Origin of the sequence: Nocardia speluncae NBRC 108251, assembly GCF_001613245.1 — a bacterium.
Classification (GTDB): domain Bacteria; phylum Actinomycetota; class Actinomycetes; order Mycobacteriales; family Mycobacteriaceae; genus Nocardia; species Nocardia speluncae.
Genome location: NZ_BDBZ01000009.1, coordinates 83,634 through 99,485, shown reverse-complemented (window position 1 = coordinate 99,485; position 15,852 = coordinate 83,634). Strand labels below are relative to the sequence as shown.

Sequence of the window (15,852 nt, the reverse complement as noted above, 5' to 3'; positions counted from 1 at the left end):
TCGCCACCAAGTCAGCCGCAACCAGCTTGGACCCGAGAGCCTGCAGGAACGGTCCTTCGTCTCGTCGCGGCGACGGGTTGCTCATCGACCAAAAGTCAGCCGGCCGGAATCATTCAGCCACAGGCAGGTACGCGGTTTCAGACACATTTGGCCGCGAATCGGTTCTGCCACCGGCACGCTCATCGGCACGACCGCGCATTTCGGCGTGTCAGCGCACCACAGTGTCAGCCGATACGAAATACTCCCCGACATGCCGAACGGTGTACGTGAACCATCACACCCGCACCCCGACGACCGGCAGCGACAACGAACCACCACACCACAAGCGGATGTCGAAATCATCCTCATCGACGAAGCCGACAGCGAGGCACTCACCCAGCAACAGGCTGCCGTCCTCCTCGAGATCGCCCATTGGCAAGCAGACCGCACAGACGCCCGCACCACCCGGCTATAGCGGGTACTCCGCCTGGATCACCAACCGGCCACCTGAAAATTGCAGGTCGTCCCCGTTACCATCTTCGACGTGCCCCGCCGAGGGCACAAACCTGCGACAGCGTTTCCGCAGGTCAGCAGGATTTTCCGCGAAGATCCCAGAATCGCCGCGTTGAGAAACCCCAGGTCAGACACGGTGCTGGTAGGGCACATCGAACATGGGAACGCACACCGAACATATGCGATCGTTCGTGCCGGACAACCGGGCCAACCGACACAAACGCAGCCGTGTACTGGCTGCCGGATAACACCATCGACATCTGCCCGGTCGCCCTGGCCATTCGCTACCTCGACGACCGCCTCCCGGTACTGTGGGAACTCCACCGTGTGCTATAGCCCGGCGGCACACTGGTCCGGTGATACCGGTGGATCACCGCGTCGACCTCGAACGCATCCAGCTCGCCAGCCCGGAACCCCGCCACCGCATGCTCGACGTGGCCGATCAACTCGCCCAGCTACACCCTGTGATAGCCCGCGACCCGGTCACGAGCGACCCGCCGATCCGCCTTCGACTCCACCCTGGCGACTGTATCCACAGCTCTCGGTCCGCCGGAAAACCGATCAGAAGCCGCCCGGGCGCCGCAAGGAGTGCGGGCCCAGCATCCGTGTCTTACTAGCAGTTCCGGACCGCACGAACAGCGCAAACACACGGCGCGTCCGTCCAGTCAATCTCCGTGAAGAGGGGCATCCGTCTCGACCCGAGATCCGATCAGACCGTCAGGCCCGAGATTCCACTCGTGAGCGTGTACGAGCGGTATTGCGCCGCACGCTGCGAGGCTCTCACTCGCGGTGAGAATCCGGTTCGCTATCCCCTCATCTTCGACCTCGAATTCGATTCCGGCGCCTTCATGCAGCGAATCGCACGTAACCAGTGTGTCCTGGAACAGTCGAGGAAGCTGATAGAGGGCGAAATCAGCTCGGTTACTCCGGAACTCGGGCTTGATGGTGGTGAGAATCCCCCCGGGCTCACCCCATCCGTTCCTCATAGCTTCGCCCATCGAAAAATGCAGCGATCTACTCGTAGCGCTGTGAAGATAGCGATAGAGCGGCCCCCGGCCGGTTTGCTCCGCGACCCAGTCCGCGAGCGGGGACACACGTTTCCCCCACCCGAGGGCTTCGCCGCGCTTCTTCAGCTCACCCTTCAACTCGCTTTCTTGGTTTGCTGCCGTGTCCAGAAAAGCCACTGGGTACCAGAGTTGCTGCATCACTTCATCACCCACAAAGCCACGCTGGGCAACCAATGAGCGCACCGCATCGTATTTGCCCATGTCGAGTAGCAGCTCGTGCGCTGCGGCCTTCGAGAGACCTTTGACCCAGTCGATCCACAGCAACTCGTCGAGGGCGGGCCGTACGAACCCCACGGCCAAATGACCGAAGCCAGACTTCGCCAACACCACGGCGGCTTCGAGGGCTTCGAGTTGACGCCGAACGATGTAATTCACTGCAAGCAAGCGAAGGTCTGACGCTACGGCCTCCCACGTCAGGTCGCCGATGACCAGGCTCTGGCGGAGTGACGCGAGCCACTCTTCGACCACTGCGAGCCGCGCCTCAGCGTCGGTTTTGTCACCCATTCGATCAGCTTTGCATGAATACCCCCTCACGAAGCAGCCGGTTCTCAAACCAACCTGCTCGTCCGTCTGGATCTTAGGTCCCGACTTATCTCCGGTAGCGGTTTCGTGGTGGGGAGTGACAAATGCCGTCGATGAGGGCGCGTCGGCGGTGTTGGTTGTGGCCGAGACGCCCCCGTAGAACAGCAGCGCCACCCGTCACTAGAGCTGGCAATCCGCTTCGATAACCCGCCGACCACCCGAAAACCGCAGGCCGTCCCCGTTCCCATGTTCGAGTTGCCCCGCGCAGAGGGCACAACCTGCGCCCCATTTGCGCCGGTCAGATCGACGACAAGAGGTCGGATATCCAGCCTGGGCAAGAAGCCCCAGGTCACGCGTCGCAGGTTCGCGCCCCTACGGACGAGCGACACACGGACCAAATGCCCCGACACGCCTTCGCCAGACCGCCTGCCGGGTCGACACCGCACGGATTCAGCCGGCACCGCCAGCGTCTCCATGATTGCGCAGCCAGATCGCAACTCAGCAATCGCCGTAGCCTGCACCGCACGGGGAGGAAGCCGAAGTTGGGCAGGGTCGATTGTCAGGCTGAGCCGAGCAACCCTCAGCCTTCCGCATGCGTGTCGCGCTGTCGTATCATTCGCGCGCCACGGGCCTACTCCTGTTGAGTTTCGCTACCACGAACCAGGTTCAGAAGATCAAGACGCCGAGTCTCTGCTTCCTCTGCCGAGATTTCGCTGATGCGCACGCGACTGGCCACCTCGGACGAGAAGACCTCGATAGTTCCGATCGTCTTGCTAGCCACTGTGGAATCGGAGCTTGCCTGAAAGATTTCCTGGACAATCGCGTTACTTTGCCTCAAAGCCTCCGCCTCCAATTCTGCGAGGCGTACCCTTCGCTCCACTTTGAAGGCTGATGCTCGAACGACAAAGTCGAGAATCGCATTGGCGTTCGATTTCCTGCCACGGATTGACACTGAGGCTGCTCGATACCCGGATCGCACTTGTCAGCCACCCATCGAGAAGTTCAAGGAACCCGCCGACTGTGCCTACTGCGCGACCGGAGTGCGGCAAGGCAATACCGTGTGAACTTCCCTGCTTCGCGAGTTCCTCCCGAATGTCGACCAGCACGCCGTCCGGACCCATGCGGACCCCTCGCAGCTGGGCAGATCAATCTTCGATGCTTCGTAGGCGACAAGATCAAAGAGTAGTGACCGGACGAGCGATTGTGCCTCGTGCACTTCCCGAAGCGATACCTGTTCGCCGAAGTCAACCTGCACGAGAAGAGCTCTGCCTTCACCCGCGTCAGAGGCCTCCAGAGTCGCTGACGACTCGACTCCGGCGATGTCTGCGCCGACGGGAGCCATCTCTTGCTCCTGACCACCGCCAGATGCTTGATCCGCCAACACTTCTCCCCTCACCCACGGACGCTGCCGACAGGCGATGCTACAGCCTCCCCCACTTGGACTCACGGCCCCAACCGGGTGGCATGACCCGCACAGCTCTTTACGCGGCCCGGTCCGTGCGACCGACCGCGGCTCGACACATCGCAGAAGCGTCCGCACCCGATTCGACACGAACGACGAAAGTGCTTGCAGCTAGCCACAAGCAGGAGAACCGCCTATACCTCCGTACCGACTATATGTTTCGATACCGCAGGCAATGCGACGACCCCCTCGCTGAGTGCCACAAGGTGTTCGGTAACCGCATGACAGTATTGCAAGGCTTCCGGCCCGGAATCGAAGTCGAATCGCAATCGACTCTGCACCGAAGGATTCGCAGGACGCTTTACTGTCATCCCCCACTTTCCATCGAATCTATCCATCCAACACGTTACCTGCCCGTTGGTGAGCGGATCGTAGTGCGCAACGCAGTTCCGGCCAGCGCTTTGGCCTGAGAATCGTTCGGCCCGTACCGGACTTCGCCGGTCGTGGAGGCCATCCCTCGAACGGTACGCGGTCAGGCGATCATCCCCGCTTCCCCCTCTCCGGGCTCCGAGCGCCCGGGAAAGGGGGGACCACAATGCAAAAGGATCGACTCCACTTAGAACCGTCACGCAGGCACCGGTACATCATGAGCTTTGTAGTGTGGCGACCCGCGCGGCGATAACTGCAAGGACTCCGGAGATTCGCGAATCGACGCTATCCCCTTCGTGGATGATTCTGTGAATCTCTCGGTTAACTTTCGAGAGCGCTTCAATGAGTGAGTGCGACAGATATCCTGCGTGCGGGTCTAGTTCGATAAGCTCGTAGAGCTTTATGAGGGCGTCGTCGGTGCTTCCGGTGCGAAGTTGGACGACGATATCGAGCGCGGCGAGTCCGATATGGGTATCGGGATCGGCGTCGGCGCGCAGCGATGGGATGAGTCTGCCGAGATCCTCGAATTTTCGCGCGTTATAGAGGTCATTGATAAGCGCATTCTGTGCGGCTGGGCGTGTATCTGCCCTAGGGTCGGAGTCGATGATCCTTCGCAGGATTTCGTTCGGTCCGCGCAGCGCTTCGGCCGACTGATAGCTAGCCGTGCGGGTCAACCAGAATCGAAGCTCCCCGGCGAAGGTATAGCCGAGATCTTGATAGGCTGGGCGTGAATCGGCGATCACCGCCTCGATCCCCCACACTACGGGGACTGCCACAGCAGCAACGACGTCAGGTGACACCTGCATGAACGACAGATCATGAATCATATTGGTGAGAATCGGAACAAACATCGCGTTGGCTGCTGGTTCGGTACCGACGACCCTCAATGTGGCGGCAGCCGCGCGCGCGAAGTGGATGGAGCGGTCGTAGCGTCCTCTGCTCGCATGGCAAGTGCTGAGTTCGGCTTGCAGTAACGCCTTGGTGTAGGCGTAGACACGTTGTTCCTGTAGGCCGTAGGAGTGAAGCGGCTCGTGCGCATCAACGATGGCGAGGACCGCTTCCGCATGGATGCGGATTTGGTCGGTGCCGAGAAAATCACCCCCCACGCGCAGCGACCCTAGCCATCCTCTCAGGAAATGCATCAACACAGTCGAGTCCGCCTGTAGCTGGCCCGGCGGAAGGGCGCGCAATCGTGATGTCTGCAAGATCTGGTGGATCAGCGGGTGCACGGCGACGGTCTCATCCGTGGGGCTCTGGCTTTCGCCGGTGCGCAGTGTCCGTCGCGCGATCGACTGAGTTCGGAGGGTCGCGACGACACCTCGTCGAAGTGCCGGATCTGCCTCGGATGGCGTCGGCGCCTTGGCGGCGTCCATCTTGATCGTCGGCACCGTCGCCTGCAACATAAGGTTCAGTGGGATCTGTTCCGGCGCGAACAATGATCCCATCTCAAGTACCGCGCGGGCACTTGTGCCGTGCCCGGTCGGGCCGTCAGTTGCCAGCGTAGCGACAGCATGCTGCACCGCTTTGAAGGCCGTCCGGTTGAAGCCAGGCGGAATCGACAGGCTGTCATCGAGGGCGGCGAGATCTGCGAAATACTGCGGCGCTAGTTCACCAACCGAGCCTTGAGTATTCTTGAAATACAGTCCGGCCATACTCACGGCAAGCGGAATACTCCCAAGTGACTCGACTATCTCCACTACGACATGGTCGTCCACTTCGTTCTCTTGCAGACCGGAGTACGCTCGGAAGCACAATTCGGCTTCCGCCGATGTGAAGCCCTTGATCTCGATAACCGTCGAGTCAGACCACCATCCGATTTCGTTGACGCTGGTGATCAGGATGACGCCGTGGCCTCGCGTCGGAAGATACTGTTCGATGTCGCCCCGGCACAGAGCGCCATCGAACACAAGAAGCCACGGCCCTGGATGCCGACCTAAGAGACCAGTGAAGACCGGAGCAATATCGGCATCAGATACCGGAGTACCACTAGTCAATTGGAGCACAAGATCACGGATCTGAGAATCGAGATAAGCGGCGTCTCGGCAGTCGAGCCAGCACATGAATGCGAACGACACTGCGTCGAGGTGACAGTAGTCAGACGCAACGACCGATTTCCCAGATCCGGTGTGACCGGCCAAGATGATCCGAGGTGGCCGGTTAGCGGAGTCGTCGGGAAATTCACTTCTGATCTTCGCAAGGTGGGCGAGACGTGGAACTGTAGAGGCGTAGTGGGGAACACCGGACAGCGGCAGACCCCAATCGAAACCGCCCACGATCTTCGCAATCCTCGCATCAGGCATCGCGAGCAGCTCCACGACTTCGAGTGCGTCGATCCGATACGGTGAATCCGATGCCGCCGCGTCGAAAACCTTTTCCAAAAGGATCGGCACCAGCAAATCACATGTTATCTCTCCTAGGCTGAGCTGGCGGTCTCTGCGAAAATCTCGGATCAGCGCGCTGATCGACCCTCTGATCTCACGTCGACCCCTGCTGTCCACCGTAATCGTGGGATGGAGATCAGGCTGCGACACGCCAATTAGTGCCGGTGACCACTCGTAGGACACGACCCCGGCACACGGTGATCGACGGTTGTCGACCGTGACGTCGTGGGCCAGCGCCGGCGACAAGGGCTTATTCGTATACAGCGCGAAATCCTGCGCATTGTGGAAAGCGAGTCGCTGCAAAACTTCCCGTGCCGCAGCGGGCGTGAGCGGATTCTCAGCCGGATTCAAAGACGACTTCACCTGATAGTGGTGGGTAGCGATTCCATCGGTCAGGAATCCGAAGTCCACAATGTCGTCGACCGCACCACCCGCAGCGAACACTGGAGGTTCGACCTCAAGCGCCACTCGTGGCAGCAGGTCCAGGTTGCCCCGCAAGTGCCGCAGGAACTGCTCGATGGTCGCCATATATTGATACTTCAAGCCGAACGCAGCGATTGTGCCTCCACCAGCAGTCATCGACACCACCTACTCCGGCTCCCAACCCAACGTTGGGCTCAAACGCCCAAGCTCGGACGGCGGGCGCACCCAGCCCTGTTGCTGAGGAGTACATTCTGCCTCAGATTCGGATCCACCTGCCGTTCTCACTACCTCCGGCACGACCTGTGTCGAAATGACTGAGCAGTGGGCGGGCCAGTCGCCTGCGCCGGGCAAATTCATGGCAATGCCGATTTGGACGGCACCATGGCGAGATCACCTTCCGGATGGTGTCGTACGGCCCGACCGGTGCGCTTGGTATCCCCGGCGAGCCCGAGGTACTGGCTGCTGGCTACCTGGATGGCGCCCAGGCCCGTCCAAGTCCGGCCTCACCGGATAGCGCACTTCGGTGCCGATCGGCGGGACCGGAGGACCTAGCTGTCGAACCGGTCCGTCATGCATACATCCATGTGCAGCGAATCCGACGCCACCGAGCCAGCCACAACCAGGCTGGACCCGAGATCCTGCAGGAACGGTCCTCCGTCTCGCCGCGGCGACGAGTTGCTCATCGACCAACAGTCAGCCAGACCGGAATCATTCAGCCACAGGCAGGTACGCGACTCAGACGCAAAGGCCGCGAATCGGTTCTGTCACCGACACACTGATCGGCACTGCTGAGCGTTTCGGCGTGTCAGCGCACCGCAGTGTCAGCTGGTACGGAATACTCCTCGACATGCCGAACGGCGTACGCGAACCAGCACAATCGCACCCGAGAACCTGCGGCGACAACGACCCACCACACCACAAGCGGACGTCGAAATCATCCCGGCAAAGGTCGGCATGGATGGGAAGGGGTAGTGGCTCCTCGGCGGCGTGGTCATTCGGTGGGTGTGGGATTGGTTCGGTTGCGAATTAGCGTCCCTTGCGGATGAGGGCGGTGAGTTGTTGGCCTTCGGTGGGGGTGAGCGGACCGAGTTGGTCGGGTTCGGCGACACCGAGAGCGGTGGCAAGGCTGCGTCCGTTCAGGTCCAGGGCTGCTTCAGACAGAATGGTCAAGTCGGTGACGGCCGCGCGGGCTTGAACCCATCCAGTGGCACCGACACCGATTCCGATGAGCGACGCGGGCCACCACAGGGCGCCAAGGAACAGATAGGGCCATGCCCAGCTAGCGGTGGCCGTGGCGGCAGCGAACGCCCCGTTCGCCGTGGTGATCTCAGTGCGGGTGGTGTCGGGGAGTACCAGCCAGAGGCGGGGCCAGGCGAAGCTCAGGTCGATGCCGTACCGGTTGTGGGCGATAGTTTCGAGGGCGTGGATGCGGTCGCCCATCCAGGTGGGCCTACCTGGCTCGGCCAGGGCAAGTCGGTTGACTTTCTCAGCGGCGGTGTCGATCTGGTGTTGCTCCTCGGGGGTTCGAGATGCTGGCAGATGGGTCTGTTGCAGCGTGTGTCGGTGGTTCACCCGGGTGCGCCATCGGCGTCGACGGCTTTTGACCCGCTGGTACTGAAGTGGGGCCAGCAGGCGGGGCCAAGGGCCCAGCCATATCGTTCGGGTGATCCCCGCCAACGCCTGCACGGCCAACCCGACGCCTACGGCGGCCAGCAGCACTGCGACCACCGCCACGGCCTGGCTACTTGCGGGCTGGCGTGCCATCCAGGCGGTGGCATCGGAGACGATTGTGCGTAGCCTGGTGTAGTCGAGGGCATGTTGATGTCTCAGCCGGATACCGATCCCGGCGGTCGCAACGAACAGCGCGCCGGGGACGGCCAGCAGCGTGATCCATCGTTCGGCGAGTTTCTTGGCCAGTTCCTGGAAGAAGGTGCCCACCGTGTCTACTGTCGCCGCATCGAGGTGTCAGTAAGCACGCAGCGCGGCAACGGCCCTGCCGGCAGGGTTGTGGCCACCTGATCGCAGGCGCGGTCGGGGCAACCGAACGATTCCTCGTCCGCCCGCCCGGGGCCGAATCCGGCCAGGCCACCGGAAGTCATCTGCCGCGTCTCTTCCTGGCTGGTGCCCAAGAGTTGGGCCACAAGATGCAGGATCGGTCGTCGTGCTCGGGCTTCGGCTTCGATCCGTGCCAGCAACTGCCGACGGGATTCGGGCCACTGGGCACACTCTGCCCGTAGTGCGTCCAGCCCCGTACACAGTGCCGTCAACACCGCCCGCTCGGCACCCTCCACCAGAACCTCTTCCCCTCAATTGCGGCTATCGCTGTGGCGTGACGACCGCCCACCACACTGACCCGATAATGTCACGTACTGACTGCACGCGGAAAGTGCAGTGTGCAACGAAACCACGCGGGGGCCTTGATATGTCGTTCGATGAGTTGCTTCAGCGGATCCAGCAGCGAGTCGCCGACTTCTGGCGGTCGCGTCAAGCCGAGACCGTGTTAGGCGACGCGGTGCAGGCCGAGATTACCGAACTGGCGCAGGCAGCGTTGCCGGCCGATCCCGACCACCCCACACCTGAGGAGAGTCACTGCCAAGCGGCAGCATCTCTCGCACTGGGCTGGCTGCATTTCATGCGATCGAACGCCCTACCCAATGGCATGGGTCTGCCGGAGTTGGCCCGCACCATTGCCTTCCTTGGCCTTTGGGCTGAGGAGGCCGAGGCGATACCAGAACAGCTGCGGACCATCCTCGGTCCAGGCGCCGAGGCCAGCGATCAAGCTGCCCTCGCCGCCGACATGCTAAAGCACGCGGAAACCACGGCCGACCCAATACTTCTCAACGTATGCATCAGCTTGCACACTGAGGCACTGGCCGCCGCACCCGCCGAACACCTCGACCAGACGGCGGTGCGCGCCAATCTCGGAATCGCCTATCTGACGCGGTTCGAGCGGGAAGGGATGGTAGCCGACGTTGACCGCGCCATCGACCTTGCTGAGCACGCGATAGCCGCGACACCCATCGAACATCACAACTGGGCTGGGCTCCAGTCCAACCTCGGCAACGCCTGCCGTGTGCGGTTCGAGCATGTGGGGGCGGCGGCTGACTTGAACCGCGCCATCAAGGTGGGCGAGAAAGCAGTGACGGCGACACCCACTGATGACCCGGAACTGGCCTCGCGATTGTCCAATCTCGGTATCGCCTACATGGCACGCTTCAGGCGGTTCGGGGTGACGGCTGATCTGAACTGCGCCATCAAGATGGGCGAGAAAGCAGTGACGGCGACACCCACTGATGACCCGGAACGAGCCAGGCGCCTGTCCAATCTCGGCAACGCCTACATGGGACGGTTCGAGCGAGGTGGGGCGACAGCTGACCCAGCTGACCTGGACCACGCCATCGGGGTGTACGCGCAGGCAGTAACGGCCACAGTCGACAACCACCCCAACCGGGCTGGGCGCCTGTCCAATCTCTGCGACGCCTACATGGCTCGGTACAAGCTCGATGGGGACACAGATGACCTGAACGGAGCCATCGACGCGGGGGTGCGAGCGGTGGCGGCGGCTCCCATCGGCCACCCCCACCACGCAAGGTTCCTGCACAACCTCGGTGTGGCCCATTTGGGGCTTTTCGCGTGTGACGGGGTGGCGGTCGACCTTGAGCTCGCCATCGGCCTAATTGAGAAGGCAAGAACGGCGACAGTTCCCGACCACCCCGACCGGGCTCGAATTCTGTCCAGCCTTGGCGTCGCCTACATGGCGCGGTTCAGTGCGGGACGGCAGGGCGTTGACCGGGAAACCCTGTACGACCTTGCCGAGCAGGTTGGGGCGGCGGTGACAGCTTCGCCGGTCGGGCGCATTCTGGCCGGAGGTGCAGTGGGGTCGCTGGCGTCTGCGATGAACGAGCATGCTCTCGCGGTGGAATTGCTCGACGCCGCGGTGGCGTTGATGCCGTCGACGGCACCACGGGAGTCAGACTGGGAAGACCAGGAACACCGTCTCGGAAAACTCCCCGGGCTGGTAGGAGAGGCAATCGCTGCGCATTGCGCTATCGACGACCCCGCGGGTGCGGTGGAGATCGCCGAGCTAGGCCGGGGGATGCTGCTTGCGGCCCAGCTAGACGCCCGCACTGACCTTTCCGATCTCGACCGCGTTCTTCCTGACCTAGCCGCACGACTGCGACAGGTGCGTGACCTCCTCAATACCCCACATTCCCGAGACGGGGCACCAAACGAGTCACCTGCTAAGGGAACCGTCTCGATCGAGGACCGTAGACACTGGTGGAACGAGCACGACCAACTGATCACCCAAATCCGCCGACACCCCGGACTCGACCGATTCCAGCGGCCCCCCAATCTGACAGACCTCCAGCCCGCTCCGGACGATGGCGATTTCGTCATCATGGTCAACACGGCACAACATCGCAGCGACGCGATCGTTCTCGGCCTCCACACCGGCCCGGTGCCTGTTCGGCTACCTGACCTGTCACGCGCCGACGTCGAGGCTCACGCCGGAGCCTTGCTGCAAGCGAGCTATGGCCCCGTCCTCGCAGGAATACTGCAACGCCAGCGTGTGGTCCCCGAGATCCTCGCTTGGCTCTGGGACGCCATCGTGCACCCCGTACTGCAGGCCACACTCCTGACTGGCAGCGAGGGGTCACTGCCGCGGGTGTGGTGGCTGCCTACGGGCCTGCTCGGCCTGTTCCCTCTTCACGCCGCCGGACATACCAGACGGCCCGGCGCCCTCGATACCATGATCTCCTCCTACACCCCGACCCTGCGTGCGCTGGCCCACGCTCGCACCCGGCCACCAGCCGCCGCCCGCCGCCAACTGACCGTGGCCCTGCACCACACGCCGGGCCTGCCGGATCTGCCCGGCACTTTCGTCGAAGCCACCACCCTGCACACCCACCACCCCGACACCCCCTTGCTGCTAGACGACACCGCCACCACCGACCGCGTCTTGGCCGCTCTTCCCAACGCCACGTGGGCGCATTTCGCCACCCACGCCAGCGTCGATTTCACCGCCCCTTCCCGCGGCGGACTGCACCTGCACAACGGAACCCTGTCACTGCCAGAGATCAGTCAGCTCCGGCTCACCCACGCCGAACTGGCCTATCTGTCTGCCTGCTCCACCGCGAATCGCGGAACCAGCCACGCCGACGAATCCCTCCACCCCGCCTCCGCCTTCCAACTCGCCGGATTCCGACACGTCATCGCCAGCCTATGGCCCCTCGCCGACCACATCGCCGCGACCGCCGCCACCACTTTCTACCGGCAGCTCCCGCCATCACCGACGGTCGACCACGCCGCGACCGCCCTGCACCGCACCACCTGCGACCTACGCGCTCAACATCCAACCCGCCCTGATTTGTGGGCAGCGCTCATCCATAGCGGCCCCTAGAAAGCCACTTCGGGGACGCCCTACCGGTTTGCCGCGGTTCCGAGGTGCGTAGCGGGTCGACCGCATTGCCAACGTCTTCGATATTTTCTTTCCGTGTTGAAAACCCACCATTCCGTGCAACGCGACCGTCTTGAACGAGGGTTGCCCGTCCATGGCGTAGGTGCCGAACATCCTCATCCGGGCGATCCAGAAGAACAGCAGGTCATGGCTGGTGAACAGCACCCTGTTCGGATGAAACTTCGCCAGATCTGGGGTTTGTCTGGCCAGCCAGGACTGTTCGGACTGCCGTGGCCGTCACTGTGCACCGAGTCGCCAGAACCAGCCCGATTCCCCCGGATGTAGTTGCATCGGTGCCCGCTCTCGCCGACGTTCGGATATCGGCGCCGATAGATCCTGACCGCTGTTTCTAGGCGGACCTGGTGGCCAGGTACCCAGGTAGCGCTGACGGCGAGCCGTGCCGCGAACACGAAATTTCTACCTGCCGTTGATGGTTCGGCCACTGCAAGCGTTGTGGTGGGTGAATATGGAGATATGGGCCAGTCTTCCCGCCGCAGGTGTCCCGTGTGTCGGACGGTACTGTCCCGGGACGCGCACCCGAAGCGCAGCTACTGCTCAGCGGCCTGCGTCGCCCGCGCCTACCGTGACCGCAAGCGCTGCGTGATGATCCACCAACGAACGATGGCCGCTAGCCGGTACCTGGACGCGGGCGAGGGGCCCGAGATCGGGATTGCGTGCCTCGGCTGCGGGTCGCGAATAAATCCGGGTGGTCGGCTTCTGCGCGCCGACGCCAGACACTGTTCGGCCCGATGCAGGCAGCGCGCCTACCGAGCCCGGAACGCAAAAAAAATACGTGACGATGACGCATAGCCGTCACTGCGTGACGCTTACCGTCATGATCTGCACGGATCCTGTCGGTACCTCTCCCCACACTGAGTCGGAAACCTGATCCGACCGGCTCGACGAACGCCGGAAACACGAAGTGGAAGAATCTATGTCGGCCCGCCCCTGGATAGAGCGCGCGATCGCGCCCGGAACCGAAACAACCGAGCTGTACGTCTACCTGCCCGACGACGAGTACTCGGCCCGCAGGTGGCTTCGACGCGTACTCGGCAAAGGGATCCCGATCGAGCGGGTTCGCCGCCACGGAGTCCCGGCCTGGAAGCTCGCCGCAAGCCACATGATTCCTTTGGTCGGGTCAATTGCCCACGCGTACGGCCCCACCAAAGTACGCCTTGAGATCACACGTGTAGACGAAGGAAGAACCATAGAAGAGCAGTGCGACACACGATGCCAAACCGCAAAGGTGACGCGAGTGTGGGACTGTGTATGCGCCTGCGGCGGAAAATACCATGGCAACGGGAGGGATCCGCACAGCTGGTACCCTGTCGGCCGCACCACCCTGGTCCGGGGAACAAAGACCCAGATCGAACAACTAATCCTCGTCGACGGTCAACTCCCCGACGTCAAAAAGGTCCCGAGACCGTCGAAACCCAGGCCCGCCGCCATGCCGCAAGCCCGGCTGCCTCATCCCACATCGACACCGATTCAGCCGGTGTCGCCACGTCCGGCACCCACCGCACCACGCACGGCAATTCCTGCAGCCGGCCGCTTCGGCGACCCCGACCGCTGGCCCATTCCCGCAGTCTCGGCGCCGCCCACAACCGCAGCACAGGCATCCACCCCGGTCCGCCGCCGTGTCGGGGGCCCACTGGTCGCCGCCATGGCGGCAATCGTCGCAGTCACTGGCGGCCTCTGGCTGACAACCCACCTCCAACCCGAAGCCAACAGAGCACCTGACCAGGAAACGACCCCACCGTCTGCGACTTCGGTGGAACTACCGCCGCCTCCTGCGGAAGAACAGCTGCCTGCGCCGGTCGACGAGCTGCCTGCGCCTATGCAGCCACAACTCCCAGCGGGCTGCTACCCCTTCCAGACCGGCTGCTGAACTAGAGGGAGATCGCCTGCCTGGCCAGCACCGCCCGGATTCAGCTCACACCGCCACCGTCTCCATGATCGCGGAGCCAGACCAACAGCTCGGCAATCGCCTTGGCCTGCACCGCGGCGCGGCGCTCTCCTTCCCCACCGTCGACATAGCGAATCTCGAACGACGCCGAGACGCCACCGCGCGCACCAGGTAGCTCGCCCAGACAACCACGATGGACATCGTGGCCTTCCGCACTTGCGGTGTCAGCCGATCCCTGGCTCGGCGATACCTCCAACCCCACTGCCGCCGAGTCGGCGGGATCGACCTGTTCCGCGCCAGCCATACCGACAATTGTCGGCCATCCACGCACCGAGCGTGGCAACTACGCGGACATTCTCGCCGATAAGCTCACACAACGTCGTCCGACTACCCGCCACTTCGCGACAGCAGCCGATGACCGTCGTGAAGCCGGCTCCATACAAGTAACCGACTCGACGCTGTGCTGAATGCCTGGAGCAGACCAGACTTTCGACGCTCGCGGCCATCCCCCGAAGGCCTCACGACCAGCGGCACGGTTTCGTGCCGCTTCGCCTGTGGCGGGCGAACCAGGGATACACGAGGGGAGCCTACTGTGGAGAACATCGACATAGAAGCCCTGCGGTCGGCATTCCGGAGCACCGTTGGTGACGAGGCAGATCCGATGCTAATTGCCGCAGCAGCGATCGCTCAACGGGCGTGGCGCAACTCCGAGGTCGAGCTCGCTCACGCCGGTGACGGACTAAACCGGTCCAGCAGGCCGAACCGGTCCACGACTTCACCGTCGGCCCCGAATCCGGCGACCCGATTACCTAACGAGCGTTGCACGACAAGAAATTAGCTCTGAGACCCCCACATTCGGTCACGCTCGGCTTCTAGCCGTACGGCCAAGTCTTCCGGGATGGCAAGCTCGCTAGCGTCGAGATCGACCTCGTCCCATCGAAGACCGACCACAAATTCAACCACATCCCGGTGCAACCGCTTATGCGACGGCATAGTCTGCAGGTCGAACTGTTTGAGTACCTCATTTGTCAGCATCGCGATTAGAACAGTGCTACTCACATCGCCATCGGGACTGGAAGCCAGTTCTTCAAATTTTTCCATCCCCTCATCGGATTCACGTAGATGCTCCAGCACGGTTACCAAGTTCTGGTAGGGGTCTTCTGTGCCGCCAGAAGCATCAAAGAGCTGAGCTGGGTCGTATCCGTCTCGATGCGCTGCCACGACAGCCTCGGAGAATACGAGTTTCGCGAATTCTATGTAGAGATCGGGGGTATCTCCCGCAATGCGCTCGACTTCCACCCATGCGTCGGTGAGCGTCGTATCGGGTGTCGCACCCTCACGAATCGGCAGAACATAACGCTGGAGAATGTAGGCTACGAGATCGCGGAATGACTCCGGTTCAATCGTTTCGTTTCCGGACTCCAGCCTCTGAAAGAAGTTCGCGAATCCCCCGACCGATGACGAAAGTTCAGCTGCTACATTGTTGGTGACAACCTCACGGACCTCCGCGAGATCGATCATGTCGCATAGTATCAAACGGACCAGGTCTGCATACAAGTCCGAGTAGCCTGCTGCCACAATATTGTCCCGCAGCGACTTTACGATGTCGGCGTCCAGATCACCCAAAGCGATATCGCCGAGCACAGGCCTCACGACAGCCTCGATGGCATCTTTCGCTGCGACCATAAGAAGGTCGAAGCCCTTTTTATCCCGCTTGTATTTGCCGGATTTATTCCTTTTCTTCTTACTCAATTGTTAGATCCCGTTCTGTT

Annotated in this window: 10 protein-coding genes; 2 read left to right on the top strand and 8 right to left on the bottom strand. The window is 62.3% G+C overall.

The features are described from left to right. Positions 1 to 250 precede the first annotated feature (250 nt). Positions 251 to 454: a hypothetical protein gene (locus NS6_RS12675; protein WP_068040917.1), complete on the top strand. Its 204-nt coding sequence runs from the start codon at positions 251 to 253 to the stop codon at positions 452 to 454. A gap of 703 nt (positions 455 to 1,157) precedes the next feature. Here NS6_RS12675 and NS6_RS12670 read toward each other — a convergent pair. From NS6_RS12670 to NS6_RS12650, 5 genes are all read right to left on the bottom strand, one after another. Beyond that, complete coding sequence (locus NS6_RS12670; protein ID WP_157112736.1) at positions 1,158 to 2,063, bottom strand: hypothetical protein; 906 nt, start codon at positions 2,061 to 2,063, stop codon at positions 1,158 to 1,160. A 649-nt stretch (positions 2,064 to 2,712) separates the two neighbouring features. Continuing rightward, positions 2,713 to 3,033, bottom strand: a complete 321-nt coding sequence (locus NS6_RS12665) for a hypothetical protein (protein ID WP_157112735.1) — start codon at positions 3,031 to 3,033, stop codon at positions 2,713 to 2,715. Positions 3,034 to 4,127: 1,094 nt separating this feature from the next. Further along, positions 4,128 to 6,872 carry a tetratricopeptide repeat-containing protein gene (locus NS6_RS12660; RefSeq protein ID WP_157112734.1) on the bottom strand — a complete coding sequence of 915 codons (2,745 nt, stop codon included), beginning with the start codon at positions 6,870 to 6,872 and terminating at the stop codon, positions 4,128 to 4,130. An 870-nt stretch (positions 6,873 to 7,742) separates the two neighbouring features. Next, positions 7,743 to 8,654: a hypothetical protein gene (locus tag NS6_RS12655; protein WP_068040911.1), complete on the bottom strand. Its 912-nt coding sequence runs from the start codon at positions 8,652 to 8,654 to the stop codon at positions 7,743 to 7,745. A 5-nt stretch (positions 8,655 to 8,659) separates the two neighbouring features. Further along, positions 8,660 to 9,007, bottom strand: coding sequence for a hypothetical protein (locus NS6_RS12650; RefSeq protein ID WP_068040909.1), 348 nt, complete (start codon positions 9,005 to 9,007; stop codon positions 8,660 to 8,662). Between the two features lie 131 nt (positions 9,008 to 9,138). Here NS6_RS12650 and NS6_RS12645 point away from each other — a divergent pair, with 131 nt between their 5' ends. Beyond that, positions 9,139 to 12,117: a CHAT domain-containing protein gene (locus tag NS6_RS12645; RefSeq protein WP_068040907.1), complete on the top strand. Its 2,979-nt coding sequence runs from the start codon at positions 9,139 to 9,141 to the stop codon at positions 12,115 to 12,117. On the opposite strand, the gene NS6_RS34690 is transcribed toward NS6_RS12645, so the two are convergent. The 3 genes from NS6_RS34690 to NS6_RS12635 form a co-directional block, all read right to left on the bottom strand. Next, positions 12,055 to 12,339, bottom strand: a complete 285-nt coding sequence (locus NS6_RS34690) for a class I tRNA ligase family protein (protein WP_245669298.1) — start codon at positions 12,337 to 12,339, stop codon at positions 12,055 to 12,057. The two genes, NS6_RS12645 and NS6_RS34690, sit on opposite strands and share 63 nt — an antisense overlap. A gap of 1,763 nt (positions 12,340 to 14,102) precedes the next feature. Continuing rightward, on the bottom strand, positions 14,103 to 14,384 hold the full coding sequence (locus tag NS6_RS12640; protein WP_068040905.1) for a hypothetical protein: 282 nt from the start codon (positions 14,382 to 14,384) through the stop codon (positions 14,103 to 14,105). Between the two features lie 530 nt (positions 14,385 to 14,914). After that, a complete protein-coding gene (locus tag NS6_RS12635) occupies positions 14,915 to 15,832 on the bottom strand; it encodes a hypothetical protein (protein ID WP_157112733.1) in 918 nt (305 codons plus the stop codon). Positions 15,833 to 15,852: the final 20 nt, after the last annotated feature.